The sequence below is a fragment of the Shewanella oneidensis MR-1 genome (genome assembly GCF_000146165.2).
In the GTDB taxonomy this organism is placed as follows: domain Bacteria; phylum Pseudomonadota; class Gammaproteobacteria; order Enterobacterales; family Shewanellaceae; genus Shewanella; species Shewanella oneidensis.
On sequence record NC_004347.2, the window covers coordinates 388318 to 410611 of the forward strand.

21 protein-coding genes and 1 pseudogene are annotated in these 22294 nt (G+C 43.3%); 10 read left to right on the forward strand and 12 right to left on the reverse strand.

Annotated features, from left to right (window positions below; genetic code table 11):
- Positions 1-21: 21 nt before the first annotated feature.
- The 3 genes and pseudogenes from SO_RS01800 to SO_RS01810 all read left to right on the forward strand — a co-directional run.
- Positions 22-453, forward strand: a pseudogene (locus tag SO_RS01800) (tyrosine-type recombinase/integrase); the annotation flags it as partial.
- Positions 454-851: 398 nt separating this feature from the next.
- Positions 852-1145 carry a glutamine amidotransferase gene (locus SO_RS01805; protein WP_011070738.1) on the forward strand — a complete coding sequence of 98 codons (294 nt, stop codon included), beginning with the start codon at positions 852-854 and terminating at the stop codon, positions 1143-1145.
- 105 nt (positions 1146-1250) lie between these two features.
- The gene (locus tag SO_RS01810; protein ID WP_005054087.1) at positions 1251-2453 is read left to right on the forward strand and encodes an IS256-like element ISSod4 family transposase; all 1203 of its coding nucleotides are present in this window, start codon (positions 1251-1253) and stop codon (positions 2451-2453) included.
- Positions 2454-2492: 39 nt separating this feature from the next.
- On the opposite strand, the gene SO_RS01815 is transcribed toward SO_RS01810, so the two are convergent.
- The 9 genes from SO_RS01815 to SO_RS01855 form a co-directional block, all read right to left on the reverse strand.
- Positions 2493-3206, reverse strand: coding sequence for a M48 family metallopeptidase (locus tag SO_RS01815; protein WP_011070739.1), 714 nt, complete (start codon positions 3204-3206; stop codon positions 2493-2495).
- Between the two features lie 2 nt (positions 3207-3208).
- Positions 3209-6310 carry a type I restriction endonuclease subunit R gene (locus SO_RS01820; protein WP_011070740.1) on the reverse strand — a complete coding sequence of 1034 codons (3102 nt, stop codon included), beginning with the start codon at positions 6308-6310 and terminating at the stop codon, positions 3209-3211.
- A 269-nt stretch (positions 6311-6579) separates the two neighbouring features.
- Positions 6580-7578, reverse strand: coding sequence for a virulence RhuM family protein/type II toxin-antitoxin system death-on-curing family toxin (gene rhuM / locus SO_RS01825; protein ID WP_011070741.1), 999 nt, complete (start codon positions 7576-7578; stop codon positions 6580-6582).
- Positions 7579-7665: 87 nt separating this feature from the next.
- Positions 7666-8985, reverse strand: coding sequence for a restriction endonuclease subunit S (locus SO_RS01830; RefSeq protein WP_011070742.1), 1320 nt, complete (start codon positions 8983-8985; stop codon positions 7666-7668).
- Positions 8975-10804 carry a type I restriction-modification system subunit M gene (locus tag SO_RS01835; RefSeq protein WP_011070743.1) on the reverse strand — a complete coding sequence of 610 codons (1830 nt, stop codon included), beginning with the start codon at positions 10802-10804 and terminating at the stop codon, positions 8975-8977. The genes SO_RS01830 and SO_RS01835 overlap by 11 nt, the downstream gene beginning before the upstream one ends.
- A gap of 428 nt (positions 10805-11232) precedes the next feature.
- A complete protein-coding gene (locus SO_RS01840; RefSeq protein ID WP_164925594.1) occupies positions 11233-11883 on the reverse strand; it encodes a YagK/YfjJ domain-containing protein in 651 nt (216 codons plus the stop codon).
- A gap of 128 nt (positions 11884-12011) precedes the next feature.
- Entirely contained in the window at positions 12012-12236 is a 225-nt protein-coding gene (locus tag SO_RS01845) for a helix-turn-helix transcriptional regulator (RefSeq protein WP_011070745.1), read from the reverse strand.
- Positions 12223-12471, reverse strand: coding sequence for an AlpA family phage regulatory protein (locus SO_RS01850; RefSeq protein ID WP_011070746.1), 249 nt, complete (start codon positions 12469-12471; stop codon positions 12223-12225). The genes SO_RS01845 and SO_RS01850 overlap by 14 nt, the downstream gene beginning before the upstream one ends.
- 107 nt (positions 12472-12578) lie before the next feature.
- Positions 12579-13403, reverse strand: coding sequence for a DUF6387 family protein (locus SO_RS01855; RefSeq protein ID WP_011070747.1), 825 nt, complete (start codon positions 13401-13403; stop codon positions 12579-12581).
- A gap of 290 nt (positions 13404-13693) precedes the next feature.
- Between SO_RS01855 and SO_RS01860 the strand changes: the two genes are divergently transcribed.
- From SO_RS01860 to SO_RS01885, 6 genes are all read left to right on the forward strand, one after another.
- Entirely contained in the window at positions 13694-14983 is a 1290-nt protein-coding gene (locus tag SO_RS01860) for a tyrosine-type recombinase/integrase (RefSeq protein ID WP_011070748.1), read from the forward strand.
- Entirely contained in the window at positions 14967-15578 is a 612-nt protein-coding gene (locus SO_RS01865; RefSeq protein WP_164925596.1) for a hypothetical protein, read from the forward strand. The genes SO_RS01860 and SO_RS01865 overlap by 17 nt, the downstream gene beginning before the upstream one ends.
- Before the next feature lie 88 nt (positions 15579-15666).
- Positions 15667-15861 (forward strand): helix-turn-helix transcriptional regulator, encoded by a 195-nt coding sequence (locus SO_RS01870; RefSeq protein WP_164925597.1) that lies wholly within the window; start codon positions 15667-15669, stop codon positions 15859-15861.
- A 655-nt stretch (positions 15862-16516) separates the two neighbouring features.
- A complete protein-coding gene (locus SO_RS01875) occupies positions 16517-17002 on the forward strand; it encodes a YagK/YfjJ domain-containing protein (protein ID WP_164925598.1) in 486 nt (161 codons plus the stop codon).
- A gap of 26 nt (positions 17003-17028) precedes the next feature.
- Positions 17029-17613 (forward strand): hypothetical protein, encoded by a 585-nt coding sequence (locus SO_RS01880; protein ID WP_164925599.1) that lies wholly within the window; start codon positions 17029-17031, stop codon positions 17611-17613.
- 124 nt (positions 17614-17737) lie between these two features.
- Positions 17738-18340 carry a lipoprotein gene (locus SO_RS01885; RefSeq protein ID WP_011070753.1) on the forward strand — a complete coding sequence of 201 codons (603 nt, stop codon included), beginning with the start codon at positions 17738-17740 and terminating at the stop codon, positions 18338-18340.
- A gap of 240 nt (positions 18341-18580) precedes the next feature.
- Here the strand turns inward: SO_RS01885 and fis are convergent, their stop codons facing one another.
- From fis to prmA, 3 genes are all read right to left on the reverse strand, one after another.
- Complete coding sequence (fis, locus tag SO_RS01890) at positions 18581-18886, reverse strand: DNA-binding transcriptional regulator Fis (protein ID WP_006083371.1); 306 nt, start codon at positions 18884-18886, stop codon at positions 18581-18583.
- Positions 18887-18902: 16 nt separating this feature from the next.
- Complete coding sequence (dusB, locus tag SO_RS01895) at positions 18903-19871, reverse strand: tRNA dihydrouridine synthase DusB (RefSeq protein WP_011070754.1); 969 nt, start codon at positions 19869-19871, stop codon at positions 18903-18905.
- Positions 19872-20046: 175 nt separating this feature from the next.
- Complete coding sequence (gene prmA, locus SO_RS01900) at positions 20047-20928, reverse strand: 50S ribosomal protein L11 methyltransferase (RefSeq protein WP_011070755.1); 882 nt, start codon at positions 20926-20928, stop codon at positions 20047-20049.
- 440 nt (positions 20929-21368) lie between these two features.
- Here prmA and SO_RS01905 point away from each other — a divergent pair, with 440 nt between their 5' ends.
- Positions 21369-22094 carry a fumarate reductase cytochrome b subunit gene (locus tag SO_RS01905; protein ID WP_011070756.1) on the forward strand — a complete coding sequence of 242 codons (726 nt, stop codon included), beginning with the start codon at positions 21369-21371 and terminating at the stop codon, positions 22092-22094.
- The last annotated feature ends 200 nt before the right edge of the window (positions 22095-22294 follow it).

A 22294-nucleotide genomic window follows, 5' to 3' on the forward strand; every position in this document is an offset into this window, starting at 1 on the left:
AGAACATGGGATCTAGATAATGGGATATGGACGGTTCCAAAGTTACATAGTAAAAGTAAGAAGGTAATTATTCGCCCAATTCCTGAGGAAGTAAAATTGCTCGTGGAATTTTTATTTCGACGTCACGGTCAAACAGGCTATCTTCTAGGAGAGCTAAGGAGTTGTGAAACCGTGAGTGGTTCTGGTGCAAAAATTTATCGTAGGTTGAAGCATAGAGAAGCTTGGACGCTGCATGATATACGTCGCACTTTTATTACTAGATTGAATGACCTAGGCGTTGCACCTTATATCGTTGAGCAACTTGTTGGACATGAACTTGCGGGCGTAATGAAAATTTATAACCGAAGTCAGTATATACCTGAAAAGAAAGTTGCTTTAGACATGTGGGTTGAACATTTAAAAATTCTGGCGGATAAGCCTGATAATGTGTCCATTTTGAAACGGACAGCATAAATATTAATCTGCCACGATCCAACTTTTTAGTGAGAGGTTTTATGTTTTTGTTAAAGAAATCCCGATACCGAATGTGGTGGTCATTCGAAGGAGTGACCACCCGAATAGTCAGTCCAGTTCGGGAGAGTAAAAGTGAAAATTTCGAAACGTGCAATTCGTCGCCATCATAATGTTCGTCTCAAAAAATATAGGGCTACTTATTGGGGAGGTAGGCCAAAACAATCAACCCAATTTCTTGGGATTTGTTTGGGGACTCCATGTATTTGCTCCTGCTATATGTGTGGTAATCAACGCTACTACTGGGGTGCTAGCTTTCAAGAGCAAAGGCAAAAGCTAAAGTATTCATAGCGCAAGTTTTTATATGCCAGCAGTAAGTTATCAATTTAAGAGGTGAACACATGATCATTGACGCGCTAGGTTTAACAGAGCACATCATTATAACTGTAGATACCGAAGAAGCATTTAAGATTGCGCCATATCGAGCGCAAGATCCTAAGATAGATGCTATGTTGAAGCGAGTTATGATTGGTGGCTGTGATGTTTACGGTATAAGCATGGCTGGCAACGGTAAAGCCTCACCATGGGCAATTATCAATCGATTACGTGAGCTTGGTTATGATGTTGAAGCTCAGGGATACGTAGAGCCCATAATAGATGAAGATGATGAGTTGCCTAAAGGAGTCGTGTTTTAGTTAAGATTGAATGAAGACCACTTTGCAGTGGTCTTTTTGAGTGGTACTGGTAGTGTTCATAATTCTGTGTCATTTCAGTAAAATATTCAAAAACAGGAATGACACATGACCCAACCTTTTAACTTCGAACAAGCCCTTAAAGATCTGCAATCAGGTAAAAGCCTCACAGGTAAAGACAGCATTCTTGGCCCACTGATCAAGCAACTCACTGAAGCGGCTCTCCAGGCTGAGCTTGAGCAGCATTTAGCGCATGATCCTCAGCCTAATCGTAAAAATGGCAAAACCCCTAAGACCATTAAGCATCCGTCCGGTAACTTTGAGTTAGACGCGCCTAGAGACCGCAATGGCACCTTTGAGCCTCAGTTGATTAAGAAAAATCAAACTACGCTAACCGATGAAATCGAACGTAAAGTGTTATCGATGTTCAGTATAGGTATGAGCTATCGCGATATTAATCAACATGTTGAAGATATGTATGGACTCAATGTGTCTAACGCAACAGTCAGTGCTATCACTGACAAACTCATCCCCGAACTTAAAGCGTGGCAACAGCGCCCATTAGATAGCCATTATCCTATCGTGTGGCTTGATGCGATACATTATAAAGTCAAAGAGGATGGGCGTTACGTCAGTAAAGCCGTTTACACATTGTTAGCGCTTAATATGAAAGGAAAAAAGGAAATTTTAGGGCTTCACTTATCCGAAAATGAAGGCGCTAATTACTGGCTATCCGTACTGACCGATCTTAATAATCGTGGTGTAAAAGATATTCTTATCGCCTGTGTTGACGGCTTGACCGGTTTCCCTGAGGCCATAGCCAGTATCTTCCCTCATACGGAAACACAGCTATGCGTTATCCACCAGATCCGCAACTCAATGAAGTATGTCGCCTCAAAAAATCAGAAAGCGTTTATGGCTGATTTAAAGCCTGTGTATCGAGCCGTGAGTAAAGAAGCCGCAGAGATGGCATTGGACGAACTGGAGGCCAAATGGGGTGATGCTTATCCGCTGGTAATCAACTCTTGGCGTCGCAAATGGCATAATTTGTCCCATTATTTTAAGTACCCAGAACATATCAGGAAAGTGATTTACACGACCAATGCAGTTGAGGCTGTGCATCGCCAATTTAGAAAGCTCACCAAAACCAAAGGTGCATTTCCTAATGAAAATAGCTTGTTGAAGCTACTTTACGCAGGCATATTAAACGCCTCAGATAAATGGACCATGCCAATCCACAATTGGAGCCTTTGTTTATCACAGTTAGCGATTTATTTTGAAGGGCGTTTAGATAGCGTGCTAGAAATTTAAAAATTAGCCTGACACAGAATTTTGAACGCCCTCGTGGTACTAGAATGTTAGTTTTGGGGCGTTATTCTTGAGCCATTCTTTACATTCCGCGTAATCAGGCATTACTCGTTCAACCTCCTTCCAAAAGAGTGGGGAGTGATCGAGTTGCTTTAAATGGCACAATTCATGGACAACCACGTAGTCGACAATGCGGTTAGGAGCCATAACAATAATCCAGTTAAAATCTAAATCACCTTTAGGATTGCAGCTACCCCAACGGCTTTTGAAGGTTTTGATATTGACGGATTTAGGGGTAACTCCAATCACCTTTGCATAACGTCGAACCTTTTCCCTGAGTTTGAGTAATGCACTGCGTTTATACCAGCCTATAAGTGCTTCCCTGACTAAGTTTGAACGGACTGAACCTTCGGGGACAATAACGACTAATCGTCCTTGCACCAGCTTTACTGGCTCAAAACTGCCTGCATGTACCTTTAAGCGATAATTGCGGCCAAGGTATGGCATAGCCTCACCAGAGACAAACTGCTTTTCTGATGAGGTAATTAGCCCCTTGTGCAGGGCTATCTTATCGATAATCCATTGGTGTTTTTCTTGTAATATTCGCTCAATTCGTTCTATGGGTAATGCCTTGGGTACGACTACACTAACCATGCCTTCTTCAACTTTTATGGAGGCTGTTTTGGCTCTCGCGGTTCGGGTAACGCGTGCTTGATAACCTTTAGCTTGAATGAATTCAGCTTGTTTCATACTCATGGTCACTGCTTATTAAACTTGTGTTTTGCCAATTCCATAAATCTATCTTGCAGGTTAGATATCAACTCTACGTTACTAAATGATGCATCAATAACGGCGCGTTTTATCTCTTTTTTCAACCGCTTTATCTCATCCCCCTTGTTAAAAAAGTCGACTATCTGCGTAGCTTCATCAAACATTGCGACAAGGTTTTGAGTAATTGTCTTTATCTCAATTAACTGGTGCTCGTCTATGACTTCAATGTCGCTTGTTTGGGTCACTTCAGCAGTAAGTATGTTGTAGAAGGCAAACTCGGTTTCGGAAAGTCCTGCATCTTTTGCGGCTCTACGACGGTCGATCTCAATCGTGTCGACCATAGCCAATAACAGCTCTAATTGCTGTTCCCATTGCCCTGCGGTCTTCTCGATAATGTCTCTGAGTCTTAGGCTGAGTGATTTGTAATACTCGGGATCTTCCTCAAGCTTGACGGTAATATGGTGCTTAATCGCGCTTTCAATTTCAGAAGCTTTAGATTCAGCCGATTTTTCTGGTCGAATACTCTCTTTAAAATTTGCGGCAAGTAGGTCAATAGGCGGTATTTTGGGATCAACGCCTGTACTTAAAATATGTTCGTCCACCAGCTTACGGACTTTAGCGCCGATATCAGTCATATCTAAACCAGCATCACGGTACTGGTTTCGCGCGGAATTATGGACTTTGCCCAACAGTTTCATATCGGCTAAAAATGGTGCGGCGGCAACATCGGGCAGAACGATGTTCATTTGCTTTGCAAATCGCTTAAATGCCATATCAAACTGTGCTCGAACAGTTTCCTCTTTGAGTGCCAGTACATAACTATCAACGTCTTTATTCTTGATATGTCTAAAAAATGAAATGGCGAGGGTGTGTGTAGCTTTTAGCTTGGGAATTTCATCTTTAAGGCTTTGATACGTGCCTTCTACATCATCACTGCTGAACATTTCCATCGCTTCGATAAGGTGGTTCGACAGTCCAAAGTAATCGACAATAAAGCCGCATTCTTTCTTTGCATAGGTACGGTTCACTCTAGCAATGGCCTGCATCAGCGTATGGTCTTGTAGTTTACGATCGATGTACATCACCTGTGCTATCGGTGCGTCAAACCCTGTCAGTAGCATGTCTTTCACGATTAAGAATGCGACAGGGTTTTCCGATAATGGTTTAGTAAAGTCTTGGATAATCTTCTTTTGCTTTGTCTTGTCGGTATGAACAGCAATATAAGCTTCATCGTTGTGATAACCCGAGATAATCACTTCACTAGGTGGCGCACCTAACTCATCTAAGGTCTTTTTAAATATGGTGGCCGCATGGCGACTACCCACCACTATCATGGCTTTAAAACCGTCTGGTTGTATGTGCTTTCGGTAGTGTTCAAGTAAGTCCATGCAAACCCAGCGAATGCGGGCAGGTGCTTCGCGAACGGCGCGCTCAACACCGTATTTTTGTTTAATCTCCCGCTGTTCTTCTTTGCTATAGCTACCAAAGTAAGCCTCAAACAGTTTGTCTAATGACTCTCCTGCAACTTCGGTCTTTACTTGGCGGCCTTCATACAAAATACGAACTGTTGCGCCATCATCCACCGCTTGATTGATCTTGTATTCATCAATATAGCCCCCAAAAGCTTTATCCATTTTTTGGGTTTTTAGTAGTGGTGTGCCTGTAAACCCAATTTTAGGAGCGTTAGGTAGGGCAGCGTTAATGGTCATGGCAAGGCCGCCAAACTGAGTTCTATGGGCTTCATCGGCAAGAACGATAATTTTGTCACTTGGGTTTAAGTTAATAAAACCTTCGTTTTCATTGTTAGTACTCAGCTCTTTCTCTAGGTCTAAGAATTTTTGCACCATTGCGGTCACAAGATCTGAGCTGTCTTTTTTCAGCAGTGCTTTTAGCTCCGCAACTGAACCCGCGTTATAAATTGTTTCGCCTTGGGCAGCGCGGAAGGTGCTAGATAGTTGTTCATCTAACTGAGTACGATCAGTAATAAACACAAGTTTGTATTGCTTAAGCACAGGATCTCGGCGCATTTTAACAGCAAGCATAACCATGGTTAGTGATTTGCCGCTGCCTTGGGTATGCCATACCACGCCCGACTTCTCTTTGCGGTCTTGGCCTGTTTTAAGCCGCTCAATCACTTTATTTACGGCTCTATATTGCTGGTAACGTGCAACCTTCTTGATTAGCTTGCCTTCTACTGGCTCAAATATAATGAAGTTTTGCAATATATCGAGAAAGCTAGCAGGGCTGAATATACCTGCAATCAAGCGTTGTTGTGCTGTTACCGCAGTGATTGCATCGTAGTTTGAGCTGGTGGCGGTGTACAGTGCAGGGTTATCGTTAACCTGCATATCGTCGAGGCTATTACGGCTAAAAGCCTGAGATAAATTTTGTTCGCTTAATGTGGTATCGGTAAAGGGATAGGCATCTTTCCAATCAGCATAGTGGGATGCATTGGAACTAATTGTGCCCACTTTGGCCTGATCGCGACAGGTCGATACCATCAGCTGGTTATACCAAAAAAGCCGCTGTGCGCCTTCATCATCGACGCTATTGCGTAGGTTGGCATATCGGCGTAGTTGGTTAATCCCTTCGCTTATTGGTGCTGAAATGTAGGGGGATTTACATTCGATCACTGCCAGCGGTAAGCCATTAATAAAGCATACAATATCAGGGATGATATTTTGGTTTACGCCTTCCACTTTAAACTGTGATGTACAGATAAACTCATTGGCTGCAAGGTTATCAAAATCAATCAACTTAACGGTTTGGCCTTTACGCCCTTTACCAACGTCTTGCTCTACTGAAAGGTAATTCACTAAGGTTTGATAGATGGCCTGATTGTATTCCATCAAGCCGACAAAGTTTGGATGGGTGATATCACGGCAAACCTTGCGCAGGTTTTCATCGTTGATCCAAGGGTTAATTCTTTTAATGGCGGCTTCGAGCCGTCCCACCAGCACGACATCCCGTAGATAGGGTCTCTCATGGTATTCAGGCGTGAGTTTAGCTCCCGCAACGTACTGCCAACCTAATAGCGATAATTGGGCAATAGCGGGTAACTCGACCTTATGTAGTTCATCCTGATCCATATCCATCCCTTTACCAGATGATTAACGACATCTTTTGTATCTGATTTTTATACGATTGATTTTGATGCAATCATGCAGGCTCTTATATTACAGAGGCATAGCACAAATAACAGCTAACAAAATCAATTGAATACGGGGCAAATTCAAAAATATGCAAATTTAGACGACTCGTGTAGGCATCCTCGCTGACTTATTACTTTTTATCATGCTACTTATATTGGATTTGTTGAGTGCGCTAGAGCATTTTTTATCAATTTCGCTCTCATGGTTTACTCCGAGTCTTTCAATAAAATAAAGTGTTCAATCAAGCGGATCATCAGTTCTTTTTGGTCTGGCAAACTTTCGGCCACCAGCAAAGCTAAAGCTACTAAGGTCGTGTCATTAATTTGCTCGCTCACGGGTTTAGCTAACAGATGCTGATTTTGCTGTAAGTACCACAAAAAGAGAAACGAACCTGTGCGCTTATTACCATCGGCAAAGGGATGATTTTTGATGATGAAATACAATAGATGGGCGGCGCGGCTAGCCACATTCGGGTAAAACCATTCGCCACCAAACCCTTGTTCAATGGTTGCAATGCTGGACGCTAAGCCATTGCCCCGTAGCTGAGCAAACAAGTCAGTCGCTTCACCTTTTGCTATCAGATTCGTTTTTAAGGCTGCAATTGCGGCTAATACCTCATCAAGCGCCAAAGGCTGCATCTGTTGCTGTTTGTGGGTGATTTCCGTCAGGCTTTGCTCATCGTACCCTTGTAGCAGTGACCAAGAGCGGGCGTACTCGGCAATCACGTTCACAACCGCTTGACCGTCTGGATTGATCAAGGCTTGGTTGGTTAAGGTCTTTGAAAGGAGCGCTAATGCTTGATTAAACTCAATACCACGTTGTACAAGGCGTTGCTGGTTTAGGGTGTAACCTTGGAGTAAATGCTGTTTTAAGGTATTGGTTGCCCATTGGCGGAACTGCACGCCGCGTTTAGACTTTACCCGATAGCCAACAGAAATAATTACATCAAGGTTAAAGTATTGAGTTTGGTAGGTTTTACCATCATCAGCAGTACGTGCAAATATTGCACATACTGAATCCCGCTCGAGTTCGCCTTCTTTAAAGACGTTGTTGATATGTTTAGTGATCACCGAACGCTCACGGTCGAACAATACACAAATTTCCGCTTGGGTTAACCAAACCGTCTCGGTATCGACAGCCACAGTAAGCTGCAACTGACCGTCTTGACTGATAAAAATATCATGTTGTGATAGTTGGTGATCCACTGTTTATCCTTTTAACTCAAGGGGCTGTACTGCGCTTATGCTTGCGTATCTTTGCTACAGCGGTTAATGCTTTGCCGTCCCTAGGGATTAGACTACTAAATCGTTATCGACCTTAACCCGCACTTTACCCGTCAATAGATCCTGCATCAGGGCTTTTTTGAGGTTTTTCAACGATTGTAGCTTTTCCTGTTTGTTTAAAATTGAGTTTTGAACGCTTTGTATCGCTTTTGAGATTTCTTGTTGCTCGCTTAATGGAGGAACAATGCATGGGATACGCTTAATATCCTCTATATTGATCCGACTAACCGTTGTACCAATAGATCGCTCATAAATAGCACATGAAGCAGCTTCTGAAGTTAAAAATAAAGAGAAAAAATTTGAAAATATCACATTAGCGTCTGGTCGAAGAAGTACCATACGTTGTCCCATACAGACCTTTGTATTCTCTGGCACAAGACAAGATTCACCAGCGGGAGCTTCCCTAGTAAAAAGGACATCTCCTAACGAGGGGATAGCTCTATTTGTCCATTCAGCATAACCATCTGCATGAGTGTATTTCATATCGTCTAATACAAGTTCGCCGTGCCTAACATTACTAGTCCTAACCACTAAGTACTCTGATTTATCGACATATGGAGCGGTCTTATGTTCACAATCAATAATCTTGAGTACAACGGAGTTTAACGGTTTAACTTCCCAGCTCTTTGGGATTTTGCCAACGGGGGAGTCTTTAAATTCGATGTGGGGCACATATTTATCACCTTGCTTGATGCCAACACCCTTTGTGAGCAGTTCCTGCATCATGCCGCTTTTTAAATCTTTGAGCTTGTCGATTTGCGCCTGTGTTTTTTCAATTACCTCATCCACAGAAGTCAAAATTGCCGCAATTTTTTGCTGCTCTGGGAGTGGAGGAAATGGGAATCTAAAATTCTTAATATCACCATTAGAGATATGTGGAATACCTGAGTTAGTTTTTACAACCTCTACATAATCCAACCAAAAATCAGTAGCATACATATAATACAGATACTTAGAGTGCAGATTGCTTTTGGCTCTAAGTCGAGCAACTCGCTGTACTAATAATGCTGGTAAATCTGACTGTTTTAAATAAGCATAGTTTTTACCAACTAATGAACCATCCATACCGATCAATATATCGTTTATGGCTAATTGGTATTTTTTAAGGTTATTTAACTCGACATCCCAATATTTAGTCTTATCTTCTCCCCAACGAGTTGAACCTTGAGTCAAGTTAATTCCACGAACCAACCTAGCACCACGCGATTCGGTGTTAAATAAGCTGCTATCAAAAGCTGGACCTGTCAAAAACTCAACATTATCAATAATTATCTGATACTCCCAGTCATTGGGTATTTTACCAAATGGGCTAAGGATACTATGACTCATAACCCAGCTCCTTCAAGTAACCTTGCATCACCTGTTCTGCTTCTGCCATTTCGGCATCGAGTTGGTGCAGTGACACTTGATACTTGTCCCACCAGCGTTCGAACTGGCCAACGATGAGTGTTACTGACGCAAGCTCCGTTGTAGATGTTTGCTCTGCTGAGTTATCAGTAGCACAGTCTTCAATGGCCTTAACTTGCTCAACACTGTTTTCTACAAGCGGGCGGATCTGCTCTTTGGTGGTGATTTCGGCTTTGAACTGGTAATACTGTTGGTCTGTGCTCTGGCTTGCATGGTTGAGCTTAGGCTCAAATACACAGCTGACATCAAAACCCTTAAGAATTTCTTCCTGAATATAATCGTTTTCTACTTCACGCACTGGAATGCCGCCGTGAAGAATGGCGCGCACATCAAATATTTCTGCGGGTGGCGAGGTATCGGCATAGCGGCGGATATTGAGGTTGTAGTCGTTATCGCGGATATCTTTTAGTTTGACTACGGCTGAGTAGCGTTTAATTTCGCTAAAGCTGTCGAAGGTTGTGACGATTTTATTGATATCTTGCGGACGTAAACTGTTTTGGTTTTTACCTTCGTGATATTCGAGTTCGGCATAAATAAACAGTACTTTGCCTTGGCGCTCGCTCGGCTTTTGTTTGTTGATAATCAACAAACAGGCGGGGATGCCTGTGCCATAGAATAGGCCTGATGGTAGGCTGATCACGGCTTCTAATAAGTCGTCTTCGAGTATGCCTTTACGAATGTCTTTTTCGCTGGAGCCTCGAAACAGCACGCCATGGGGCATGACTACGCCGACCATGCCATCATCATTGGTGCTGGCGATCATGTGCTGCACAAAGGCGAGGTCGCCTGAGTCTTTTGGTGGTGTGCCATAGGGGAAGCGGCCATATTTATCTTTATCGCAGTCTTCTTTGCCCCATTTCGATAACGAAAACGGCGGATTGGCAATAACGCGATCAAACGTCATTAGGCTGCCATCAATAGTATGCTTAGGTTCGCGTAGGGTATCGCCCTTGCGAATGTCGGCACTTTGTACCCCGTGCAAAAACATGTTCATCTTACAGATTGCCCATGTATTGAGGTTCATCTCTTGACCGTATAAAGACAGGTTAGCGGCATTCTCGTTATGGGTCGCAAGATAATTACGCATTTGGATCAGCATACCGCCCGAGCCTGCGGTGGGGTCGTAAATTCGCATGCCTGCATGGGGTTTGAGCAATGCCACCAGCAATTGCACCACTTCGCTCGGGGTATAGAACTCACCGCCTTTTTTACCCGCACTATCGGCAAACATTTTAATCAAATATTCATAGGCTGTGCCGAGTAAATCGGGGCGTTCGAAATCACTATTGCGCAGGCGGTACTTGTTAAAGTGGCTGAGCAGGTCGCGCAGCTTATTATCGGAGAGCTTGTTTTTAATATTGAAGTCAATAGAGACTAACACGCCCTCAAGGTTTGGATTGTGCTCTTCAATGGCTTCAGCGGCGGTATTGAGCGCTTCACCTATGTTGTGCTTTAAGTCTTTAAGGGCTGACCAGCGGGCAACTTCAGGAATATAGAAGGTGCTGTCGTACTCATCTTCATCACTGGCAAGTGCTTCGGCCTCGACTTGGGTTTTACCTTTGGCAAGATAGTATTCGAACACCTGCTCACGGGCTTCATCAAATGAATCTGATAGACGCTTAAGGAACATCATGCCGAAGATGTAGTCTTTGAACTCCGATGCATCCATATTGCCGCGAAGAATATCCGCCGTTTCCCATAGGAACAATTCTAATTGTTGGAGAGTGATTTGATTTGGCACTGGTTTTCTCTAATGAATTTGGTAAGCACTGTGGGTTAAGTGATGCTGATAAAAGTCCCCTGTGCATTGATGCGCCAAAGTGTACTGATAAGGGGGGAGGGGTACAACGCTATGGCGGGGAAATATGCGCGTTAAGTCATAGTCGGAGGTAGATGTTTAGTCGTGTCTTTTAGATGAAACAAATCAAAGAAACATTTTATTAACATGAATTGTTAATAAAATGTCAACCGTCTTTATGTTTTGGATCTTTGGCGTTTTATTATTGATGGCCGCTCATTTTTTACATGGTTAATCTATTGTTTAATAATAATTTATTTTGGTTTTGATTTGAGGTTAACGCTATGCTGATCAACACATAGTTGATCAGCTTTACTGCATGTGATCAACTTTTTCCTTTTACCTAACTGCTGTGAAATTGTTAATTTTGACTAGCTCCGGCTAGTGCTGGTTTGAAAGCGCTTTATTTTGTTCGGTGTCAGTTCTTTGCTGTAATGCTTGGCAAGGTAGCTGATCCTGTGAATTGCAGACTCAACACCTTTAAGCCCGTTACGTTCAATTTTGTAGCTTGCCGATTCAGGTAGCCACGCTGAAGTGTCTGGATGCATATAGCATGCTTTCTGAACCTGTTGAAATGCGCCCCAGCCTGACTTGGCCTTATGCCCATTGAGTAGAATGAAACAGTGATAATGTGCTTTGTCGCTTCTTGGTGTTTGTTCTCTAACCCAAAATAACCATGCTTTAGATTGGTACTTCTTATCTAGGAATCTCAACAGGGTTTTGCGGTATTTGCTGATTAAGCTGTTATTGGGTGTTTCGGTATAGACTCGTAGATCGAATCTGACGAGTAGGATTTTAGAATAGTGACTCAGAGCTGTTAGCAGTTGATCAATCGCTGCACTCATAATGCTGGAGCTGATGCCGTGTTCAAAGCTCATCACTTTAAATAAGGTTTCTTGATATAGAAAATCTTCTAAGGGAAAGCGAAGAGCGGAAATATTATAAATAACCTGCTCGTAGTGAGGGTTGTAAAGTGGCGTAAAGCGAGACCTACCATAGTATTGCAGATGCGTAGATTGCATTTTTCTGCTGGTTAAACGTGATTTAGAGCCTGCATTCGTCAGCATTTAATCGCACTCGGTTGAGCTTTGTCGCAGTTTGTTGCGTTTACAGGCCAAAAGAAGGCGGCAAATGCCGCCTTGGTTAGATATTACTTAGTGCCGTTTAGCCAGTTGATATAACTTGATTCTGACCAGCCAATTGTTCGATTTTGGCTTTTGATGGGTTGAATAAAGACCTTTCTTTTTACTCGTCGGTATAGTGTTGTTCTATCGATGCCGAGTAATTGGCACATTTCAGTGATTCGGATTATTCGCTCCATTGGTCGCTGCTGGTGGAGCAATTGGGCAAATTGAGTTCTTTTACTCGGTTTCATACCTTGCCCCCTCAGTAACTTGTTCGGATAGTTCTCCGCCAGAGTGAACCCATTGCATCAGTTCTGAAAGACGCCAACCGACAGAACGATTGCCAAGTTTTATGCGTTTAGGGAAACGGTTAAGTCTTTCTAGCTGAAAAGCTTGTGAGCGACTGATAGAGGTGATTAGTTTACGCTCAGTTTCTCGCACTATACGGTCTTGAATGGCTGATTTTTCGATACTAAAGAGGGACATGGAAGCTCCTATAGATTGTCTCTGTTTGGCTTAGGAGTATCTTGCCTGTTTGCAATTGTGATTTCGGGGTAAAAACGAAATTTGATTTTTACCCCAAATTTAATCCCTTAAATATCCTGCATTTTAGTGCCTAACGCCCACGTATTTTGCCTGATATTCGCAAGCAGTTGCATTAGATGAGATTCGTTACTGAGAATCTTGCGATAAAACGGTGCATAGGTTTTTTTATATAGCTCCATTCTAAGCTCTTGTTTAGATTCTTCCCCAAGCAGTAATTCACTCAGCACATTTTGTGTAAATTCCAGCTTTTGCCAATTATCTTCATAAAAAGGGATATGGTTATAGCAATACATCATGAGATCAAGGTAGGGGATCAACTTATAAGTCAGCAGCTTTTTGAAGGTTTTCTCATTTGCTTGAAAATTGTCAGGCACTTTGGGTTCGGGGATTGATAGGGTTTTGCGCAACTGATTAATCAGGAACTCACAGTCACCCAATATCGCTTTATTGGGTTTAGTTAAGTCTATACCTACCACTGTTAAGTCTCGACTCTGCCCCTGCAAAGGCATTAGTTGTTGCGGCTCTAAGTCTAAGTAGTCATCACCACTGCGGAGTTTAATCTCTTCAGTTATCCCGAGAAGATCAACATGGTTCAATGCGATGACTGTCGGAAAGTCTGGTTGTGTGACTGGATTCGAATTGATGATGACATAGCCATTCTGGATCAGTTGCCACCGTTTACTGTCAGTCAGCTTTCTACCATTAGGTAAAGTCGGTGAGTTATGAAGGGTCAACCTGAACTCTAGCTCATTAAGAAATTGCGCAGCAGTGAGATCAGCAAGGCAATCATAGTTCTTAATTGAAAACCAATTAGGCCATTTGGGATGGTCTGATGTCTTAATTCGTATTGAGTTAGCTGTGGATGTTTTCATCGATATAAACTCGGCAAGGAATTATCTCGGGGTACATATGGGGGTACATATAATGCGAAAAGGGGCTAACCCTTGCAGGTTAACCCCTTTTTTAACAATCACTTAATCTAAAAGATTAGTTCATGCCGTAGAAAGTGATTTGATGTTTTTCGTAGTATTTCAATGTTCAGGCTACGTTTGCTAATATCTTCTATTTCAATCATTTAGTTTATTTAATGTTTAGTTTTGTTTAAGGTTGTTCTAGGTTAGACTCTTAGTTGTGTGTAACTCGGTGTGTAACTCTAGTGACTATGGCAACTAAAAAGAATATGACCAATACAGCGCTTGTGAGCCTTACTAATAAGCCGCTGGACAAACCAACGACCTTAAGTGATAGCGGAGGCTTAGCCGCTAGGGCTACCCCCGCTAAAGACGGTAAGGGTAATAACGTGCTGTGGATCTTTCGTTATCGCATGGGTGGGCGAGAGACGCCACAAAGAACGATAGTGTTTGGTAAGTATCCTGATTTGAAATTGGCAGGTGCTAGAGAAAAACGCGAACGCTGCAAGGTATGGATTGCCGATGGGAAAGATCCCAAAACGCAACTAGAGCTAGAGTTGAGTAAAGCTGTGAAGCCGTTAACGGTGGCAGAAGTATTGGACAATTGGATTAGTGAGTATGCGAATGGCAAAAGAGTTAATGCAAGTAAGCACAAACAGCAGTTTGAACGCTGGATAGTTCCCCACCTTGGCAGTTTGCCTTTAGCCGAGATTAAGAAACCTCATTGGATTGCCGCATTAAAAAAACGCTCGCAGAAATACCCTGTGGCGGCAGGCTATGTTCTCCGAAACTTACAGCAGGCGCTAAAGTGGTGCGCTAAGTCTGGGCATGAGTTTGACCGTTCAGTGTTCGATATTGATTTAGATGATATTGGTGCAAAACACCAAGCCAAACGTTCACAACGACTCGTGGAGGATGATTCTTGGCAGCGACTCATTGACCTGCTTAAGTGGATTGAAGCGGGGGAAATGCTGCCTTACTACAAAAACCTACTGATACTATTGATTACTTTTGGCGCACGAACCCAAGAGTTAAGATTGGCGACAACCAAAGAATTTAATTTTGAAACAGGTGTGTGGACAGTGCCAGCAGAGCACAACAAAACCCAAGCTAAAGACCAAGCTAGGGGCGATAGTGGCGAGATAAAGAGGCCGATACCCGACAGCATTAAGCCGTTGCTGGTGGCCTTGTGTGAGGCGAATAAAGGCGGTTACTTACTCGGTGAATTCAAAGAGCCTACTGCAGTATCGGCTTGGGGCGGCAATATCTGGAAAAAGCTGGGGCATGAGCAAAAGTGGCGCTTGCATGATTTACGTAGAACAGTGGCTACAGGGCTAAATGATTTAGGTGTAGCCCCGCACGTGGTTGAGTCGTTGTTAGGTCATTCAATTCAGGGGGTGGCAGGCATTTACAACCGCAGCCATTACTTACCAGAGAAGCGGCAAGCGCTTGAGTTGTGGTGTAACAGGTTAGATGAACTGCTTAGTGGTGAGGATTGCAACGTGTTTTTACTAAGGGCGAGCAATGACAAAAGAAGCTGAGGAATGGTTAAAATGTAGACCTGAATTAGGGATGATGTCTTATGCTGATGCCTTACAGGATGAGTTAGATCAGCTTGGTGTTCCCTATGATGTGGAGCGGAATGTAAGTAACCGAGTATGGCGATGGCTTTTAGAAGGAGAGTCATCCCACTTAGATGTGGCGCTTTTTCAGCTAGATAATGCAGGAAAACCGATCCCTAAATTACTTCAAAAACAATTAACTCGTGCAGCGTTCTTGAGATTGAATGGGTCAGCAAAAAGAAATGTACCAATAAAAAAAATCGAGAAGGAAAGCATCCATTGGAATGAATTACGGTGGATGGTTTTACTGATTAGTTACTGTGGTGTGAACAAGTGTGATGCAGCCAAAATGGCAGCAGATAAGGCGATATCAATGTTTGGTATGTCGAATTCTTTTAGAGCATCATCGTTGGAAAAGGAATACGAAAAGCTTGAAAAGAATGATAGTTCATTACGTGAAAAATTGATGTTTAGGCGTAGGCCTACATGGACGGAAGATGAGAAAAAAAGCTTTCTAGCCAATTTTAGGTTGGTAGGACAAATACCCGATTATCAAAATGGGCAGAGAAGATAGAATTTTTTTGCCAATTTTATTCCCGTTACAACCCAACACAACCTTAATAGACTCCCAACTGTCCGAAACAACAAATGAAGGCAGTTACATGAATATTCAAAATTTACTATCCGTTAAACAGGTTTGTGCGTCACTAAACCTATCAAGGTCATGGTTGTTTTTAGCTGAGCGAGAAGGCCGCTACCCTAAAGGTGTTCGCCTGACTCCCCGTTGTGTTCGATATCGAGCCGATTTACACGAGCAATTCGTTCGTGGTGAATGGGAGGGGAAAGCCAATGCATAATTTTAAGCAGCAACTCCCTTCTGAATTAGACTCTATTAAGGGAAAAGGACGAACTTTACTGTTAGTGGTTTGGAACTCCCCAAACATTAAAACACATGACATTGTTGAGTCGTTTTTACCCTCTAACAACCTACATAGCATTTCAAATAGCTTAAAGCCGAGACTATCAACCTTAGGTTGGGCGTTTGCAAAGTCCGCTGTAGATGGCCGTCATAAGTCACATAGTTGGCGACTTGTTTCAATAAAAAAGCCCGACAAGGGCTAACCTAATCGGGCTTCAAAAGTGTGCCGCAACGTATCAGTTTGGCGACCATGCGTTGCAGCCTTTCAAGCATACCCCAATAAGACTAAATCTCACATGTTTCCTTTGTGATAGTGATCACTAACCCTGTATCGCCTGCTACTAATGGCGTGAACAATCTTAAACAACAGTTACGGGTTTATTACCCTATTAAATTGAAGAACTTAATAATTAAGTGTTGTGGCGTATGGCATACCGCGGGAGTGCTTACTTACTTAGTCAGGGGTAAATAATATTATCTATTACGATCTATTCATTATGTATCTAACTCACCAAAGGATATTCGAGTACAGCGGTCAACTTTGGCTTATTAATTCCCGTAAGTCAGGTTGTTACACGCCAATGCTAAAAACGATGATTGAACAAGTGTTGGTCATGCTCACTTATTACAAGCGGGTTACGCTAATTCGATTTGATTTACATCAGCCAACGAATACGGCCACCAGCAAGCGGATTACGCAATTTAACCGAAGGTTCAAGCAGAAATTAATTGCTAGATATGGGGTAAATAAAGTGGGCTTTTGTTGGTGCAGAGAGCAAGAGAAAGCAAAGGCGCAGCATTACCATTTTGTTGTCATGTTAGACGGAAGGACGGTACAGGCATCATGGGGCATTGGTTTGCTGGTTAATGAGGTTTGGCAACAAATGGGTGGAACATATTGGCTGCCTAAGCGGCATTACAATTTAGTAAGAGGGGAACTGAATGAACTCAGCAAGGCCATTTATCGGGTTAGTTACTTAGCCAAAGGGCGGGGCAAGGGCTATCGACCTGCTCAATCTAAAGATTATGGCACCAGCAGGCTAAAGCCAAACGTCACAAATTACCCTCATTTTAAATAGGTTTTCGTATGACTAAAGGTTGTTGGGTGTCAAGAACACAAGTAAGGCGCTATGTCGAAAACTATCCTAAATTGGCGGCTAAGCTATTTAAGCCGTTGCTAGCCGAGTTGGGTAAACGATTCAGCATTAATGCCAAATTTAAGGCACCAAGCCAATTCACGCTAGAGTTACACCAAGACTACGCTGCGATAATATGGTTTGATTTGGATGGTTCAGAACGCTTCCCAGTGCCGTTGGTATGGGATACTCCCCGTTACCCACGACTGATTTTTATCTGTCCATGTTGCCTGCAAAAAAGGTTGTATTTGTATGGTGTTCCTAATGGTTGGGCATGTAGAGAATGCCTAGGGTTACATTATGCCTGTCAGTCAGAGGCGCCAATAGATAGATTAAGTCGAGCCATACGTAAACGCAGGCGCGTGATATGGGGTAATGATGCCGTACAGAGTTTATTTGAAGTGAGTTTACCCATAAAACCGAAAGGCAGTCATTACAGGACTTTTGAGCGAGATTTTACAAAGTTGGTTAAGGTTGAAGACGCCTACAATGTTTATTTTATGAAAAAGTTGCATTCTTTAGGTGCTGGGCTGGGCATTAATTATTTTGAATAAGTAATTTCAGTTATTTAGCTCAGTTTTATTGCAACCTATTCTGTGAGCCATGTATCAAGCAATACAGAATGCAATACTGTAGTATCTGTTTATCATTTAATGAGCATACGTTAGGGAAAACACAATGAAACAATTTGTAGCAGGATTATTTATCGTCTTGTTTGTCAGTGGCTGTGCTGCATCCTATGCAAGCAAATACAACACAGTCACAAAGACAGATCAGTTTGAAAATCGAACCACAACAACCATGACAGGTGGAGTCATTGACGCTGACTATTTGGGTATCGTGGCAAACTCAGCAGAATTAAACCCATTCGTAATAAAAGACTCAGGAAATAAAATAATCGCTTTGGGTGTGAAATTTTCAATGGAGCAGGTTACAACGACAGCTAGAGGATCATGGTTGAACATAGGTAAGGGAAGTTCAGCCACATTTCTGCTAAACAATGGGAATGATAAAGTAGAGTTGTATGCCGATGATGGTGTAATTGATTACTCCGTATCATCAGCTCAAAGACAAGTTTACGTCAGTGAATTTGATAACGGTGTGTTTGCCATATCACCAAAACAGCTAAAGAAACTAGCAGATGCGCAGTCAATCGAGATTAGGGTAAAAGGCTTAAATTCAAGCATTGATTTTCCCCGTAGGCCGAACAACAGCATTGTTAAAGCATTCTTGCCAAACCTCAATAAATTTTACTATCAAGAAGTCCAGCCATATTTGTAATATTGTTTTCTCAATATCTAGTGATTTGCTGTATCCGCAATGGTTTGCAGCAAGTTAAAGTTTTGCCCGCTTCTATGTCCTCAATAATCTCATGTAACCTAGGCAGGTATGGCGAGTTTTTCTAATGCACTTTGAGGTGGTGGGTTTTATCAGTGTGTAACTCGGTGTGTAACTTTGGATGCAAAAAGGGCTTCTATTAACTAGAAGCCCTTTTCAATACAACAGCTTAATCCTTGCAGATTAATTCATGCCGTATTTCTTTAATTTCTTACGCAGAGTACCGCGGTTGATACCTAGCATGTTTGCTGCGCGGGTTTGGTTGCCGCGAGTGTGTTGCATGATGATGTCAAGCAGAGGTGCTTCAACTTCACTTAGCACCATTTCATACACTTCTTGTGCTTCCTGACCGTCCAACTGTGCGAAGAAGTTAGTTACGGCACGCTTAACAGCGTCACGTAATAATTGGGGCTTGATAGTGCCGTTTGCGGTTTCGATTTTGCCAACGGTAAGCTGGTGAACTTCTGTGTTAGTTGTCTGATCAAACATTCTATTCTGCTCTTTATTAATTCTGTACTAATTCATCAAAATAATATTCCACGAGGGAATACTGTTCTGCAGCGGTTTCCAGCTGATTAAAGTCAGCCCGGAACTGGCGCTGATCCTCCTGGTCTAGGTACCATCCAATATGTTTTCTGGCGAAGCGGATACCCTTATATTCACCATACAAATCATAAAGTTTGGTGAGGTGTTCCAGCATCACTTGACGCTGTTCTGCCACCTCAATGGGCGCTAGCTTATTACCCGTCTCCAAGTAGTGCTGGATTTCTCTGAAAATCCAAGGCCGTCCTTGAGCACCCCGTCCTATCATCAGAGCGTCGACACCGGTGTAATCCAGCACAAAGCGGGCTTTCTCCGGACTGTCGATATCCCCGTTTGCGACAACAGGAATCGAGACATTCTGTTTAATTGCTTTAATGGTGTCGTACTCGGCGTTGCCTTTGTACATGCATTGTCTCGTGCGGCCATGAACGGCCAGCGAGGCGATGCCACAATCCTCGGCAATCTGGGCGATTTGAACACCGTTCCTGTGTTCAGGCTCCCAGCCTGTGCGAATTTTTAACGTAACGGGCACATCTACTGCGGCAACCACGGCTTGTAAAATGTCTTTTACGAGGGGCGGATTTTGCATTAGGGCTGAGCCAGCCAGCTTTTTATTCACTTTTTTTGCAGGACATCCCATGTTGATATCAATGATATGGGCACCTTGTTCAACGTTGAACTGGGCGGCCTGCGCCATTAACTCTGGATCTGCACCTGCAATTTGCACTGAGCGAATACCTTCCTCACCAGAATGTGTCATACGCTGGCGGCTCTTATCCGTATCCCAAACCTCAGGATTGGATGAAAGCATCTCCGACACCGCTAAGGCTGCACCATAACGAAGACAGAGATTACGGAAAGCTTGATCGGTGACACCTGCCATTGGTGCCACGATCAGCTGATTCTTCAGTTGATAGGGTCCAATCTGCATTTACTGTTTCACCTTAGCTCTTCAAAGGGGCGCTATAGTAGCCCTTTTTATTGGCCATGAAAAGGTCAATAAATGACCTAGGAGCAATTTTTTTTCTTGACTTTTTAGCCTTGAGAAGTAATCGGCAAAATAAGCCTAAGCCAGTGGTGGCGCATGTTGCGGCCACCCTTTAGCGTTATTTGCGCGTACCTGTCAAGCGGCTCCAATCTTCTTTGTGAGCCGCTTCGTCCATGTCGAACCATTGGCTATAAAAGTCAGAGATTTCTTGCGCTTGCTCTTTTAGGAGTCCAGAGAGGGCTAATTTACCGCCGGTTTTGACTCGCTCGGCGATAAGGGGGGCAAGTTCGCGCAGTGGGCCTGCGAGAATATTGGCAACTAATACATCGGCCTTAAGATCGGCGGGTTGATCTTCAGGCAGGTAGAGCTCGAGTTGGTCGGCAACATCGTTACGTTCGGCATTGGCTTTTGAGGCGTCAATGGCTTGATAGTCGATGTCAATACCGGTGACTTTTTTCGCGCCCAGTTTTAGGGCGGCAACGGCGAGAATGCCTGAGCCACAACCAAAGTCGATCACTTCTTCGTTGCTTAGATCTAAGCTATCTAACCACTCTAAACACAGTGCTGTTGTGGGGTGAGTGCCAGTGCCGAAGGCAAGACCCGGATCTAAGATCACATTGACTGCAGTTGGATCGGGCACTTCACGCCAGCTTGGGCATATCCATAGGCGTTTACCAAATTGGATCGGGTGGTAGTTATCCATCCACTCACGTACCCAGTCTTTGTCTTCAATCTGCTCAATTTTGTGGCTGAAGTGTTCACCTAAAAACGGCAGTGTTTTCAACATCTCAATGGTTGGCGTTAGATCGGTATCGGCCTCAAATAGCGCGACAACCACGGTATCACGCCACAGCGGGGTTTCACCCAGTTTAGGTTCAAAGATCGGGGTGTCTTTACCATCTTCAAAAGTAATAGAGACTGCGCCTTCTTCCATGAGTAAGTCGCTGATGGTTTCAGCATCATCACTGTTAGTGTTAATGCGGAGTTGGATCCAAGGCATGGGGTAAATCCTGTGGCTAGGGTTAAAAAATATCGCGCTATTGTATACCCAAACCATCTTAAGCGGCAGGATTTGGCGAGAAATTACCATAACAAAGCCGTTTTTAACTCTGGTTGTGTAAATGGGTTTCTATCGTCACGTTTAGATAAAAATGGCTTTTATTCCTGCATTGACAAGGCGTTATTGGGTCAGCATTTTGTTGTACGCAAATGCAAACCACTCGTTTCGATATTTAGTATAAAGCTATGAAATATAATGGTTAATTGGTTTTACCTTTGTTTGGTTTTTTACCTTGTTTTTGTGATCATCTTCTAAGAGTTGATGTTCACCCCGTGAGTTATCTCACGCTTTAAATCTGTGACGCTCAGTCGGGTATTTTGTTACTGCTATCGTGTAGTTTGCAAAGAGGTGTCAACAAACCATCAAAGGGTAAAAGCAGGATGATAAGCGTAACGCGCGTTCACACTAGGGTGAAAACACAGGGGATAGGTCACCCTTGGTCGGCGAAGGCCGATAGATTACAGAGCGCGACAGGCATTATGCTGGGATGCTTTCTGTTGTTACATATGCACTTCGAGTCGAGCATTTTGCTGGGCAAAGAGGCATTTTACCAAGTCGTACAACTGCTTGAAGGCGGCATGTTTAGTAGTACTGGCCATGGTTTTCCTATGGTCACTAAAGTCTTTTCGGTCTTTATGCTGTTGGTGGTGATATTGCACGCCGCGGTTGCGCTTAGACGGTTTCCGGCACAACTGGGTCAGTGGCGGGCATTGCGCTCGCACTTAGGTTGCATTAACCACCGCGATACCCATGCTTGGTTTTGGCAGCTGATCACTGGTTTTATTTTGTTTTTCCTTGTGCCAGTGCATCTGTTTACCATGATCTTAAATCCTGAGATTGGCCCACATTTATCCGCCGAGCGTGTTTATCACGATAATGCTTGGCTGCTGTACGCCTTATTGCTGCCCGCTGTGGTGATCCACGCCATGATTGGTTTGTACCGTGTGGCGGTTAAGTGGGGCATAACGGCTCAGCGTTCAGGTTTACGTAAACTCGCTAAGGTTTTGATTATCTATTTGTTGTGCCTTGGTAGCGCCAGCTTAGTTGCTTATATGCTTATCGGCAGCGAGTTGAGCATTCCTGTGCAGCCCTACGTGCCCCAGTGATTTGATTGCCAATCCTGCTGCGTTGCCCTGTAATGGATCGTCTCGGCAGGATTTTGTTTAGCTGCGACTCGTTTTAATTTGTTTTACCGCTAATAGTTAAGCATTCGATGAATTATTCACCCTCTAGTTGATCTAACTCAGGTTTGTTGTTGGATTTGTGAGCGATATTAATTTTCGAGGATAGGACTTAATCACTCTGG

What these genes read in the sequence shown, in the direction of transcription:
- SO_RS01815 (WP_011070739.1), bottom strand. Translation starts at nt 3,206, where the DNA reads ATGAGTATGAAACAAGCTGAATTCATTCAAGCTAAAGGTTATCAAGCA.
- SO_RS01810 (WP_005054087.1), top strand. Translation starts at nt 1,251, where the DNA reads ATGACCCAACCTTTTAACTTCGAACAAGCCCTTAAAGATCTGCAATCA.
- fis (WP_006083371.1), bottom strand. Translation starts at nt 18,886, where the DNA reads ATGTTTGATCAGACAACTAACACAGAAGTTCACCAGCTTACCGTTGGC.
- SO_RS01845 (WP_011070745.1), bottom strand. Translation starts at nt 12,236, where the DNA reads ATGAAACCGAGTAAAAGAACTCAATTTGCCCAATTGCTCCACCAGCAG.
- SO_RS01850 (WP_011070746.1), bottom strand. Translation starts at nt 12,471, where the DNA reads ATGTCCCTCTTTAGTATCGAAAAATCAGCCATTCAAGACCGTATAGTG.
- SO_RS01885 (WP_011070753.1), top strand. Translation starts at nt 17,738, where the DNA reads ATGAAACAATTTGTAGCAGGATTATTTATCGTCTTGTTTGTCAGTGGC.
- SO_RS01875 (WP_164925598.1), top strand. Translation starts at nt 16,517, where the DNA reads ATGATTGAACAAGTGTTGGTCATGCTCACTTATTACAAGCGGGTTACG.
- SO_RS01860 (WP_011070748.1), top strand. Translation starts at nt 13,694, where the DNA reads ATGGCAACTAAAAAGAATATGACCAATACAGCGCTTGTGAGCCTTACT.
- SO_RS01905 (WP_011070756.1), top strand. Translation starts at nt 21,369, where the DNA reads ATGATAAGCGTAACGCGCGTTCACACTAGGGTGAAAACACAGGGGATA.
- prmA (WP_011070755.1), bottom strand. Translation starts at nt 20,928, where the DNA reads ATGCCTTGGATCCAACTCCGCATTAACACTAACAGTGATGATGCTGAA.
- SO_RS01840 (WP_164925594.1), bottom strand. Translation starts at nt 11,883, where the DNA reads ATGCAATCTACGCATCTGCAATACTATGGTAGGTCTCGCTTTACGCCA.
- SO_RS01855 (WP_011070747.1), bottom strand. Translation starts at nt 13,403, where the DNA reads ATGAAAACATCCACAGCTAACTCAATACGAATTAAGACATCAGACCAT.
- SO_RS01830 (WP_011070742.1), bottom strand. Translation starts at nt 8,985, where the DNA reads ATGAGTCATAGTATCCTTAGCCCATTTGGTAAAATACCCAATGACTGG.
- SO_RS01820 (WP_011070740.1), bottom strand. Translation starts at nt 6,310, where the DNA reads ATGGATCAGGATGAACTACATAAGGTCGAGTTACCCGCTATTGCCCAA.
- SO_RS01870 (WP_164925597.1), top strand. Translation starts at nt 15,667, where the DNA reads ATGAATATTCAAAATTTACTATCCGTTAAACAGGTTTGTGCGTCACTA.
- SO_RS01805 (WP_011070738.1), top strand. Translation starts at nt 852, where the DNA reads ATGATCATTGACGCGCTAGGTTTAACAGAGCACATCATTATAACTGTA.
- SO_RS01865 (WP_164925596.1), top strand. Translation starts at nt 14,967, where the DNA reads ATGACAAAAGAAGCTGAGGAATGGTTAAAATGTAGACCTGAATTAGGG.
- dusB (WP_011070754.1), bottom strand. Translation starts at nt 19,871, where the DNA reads ATGCAGATTGGACCCTATCAACTGAAGAATCAGCTGATCGTGGCACCA.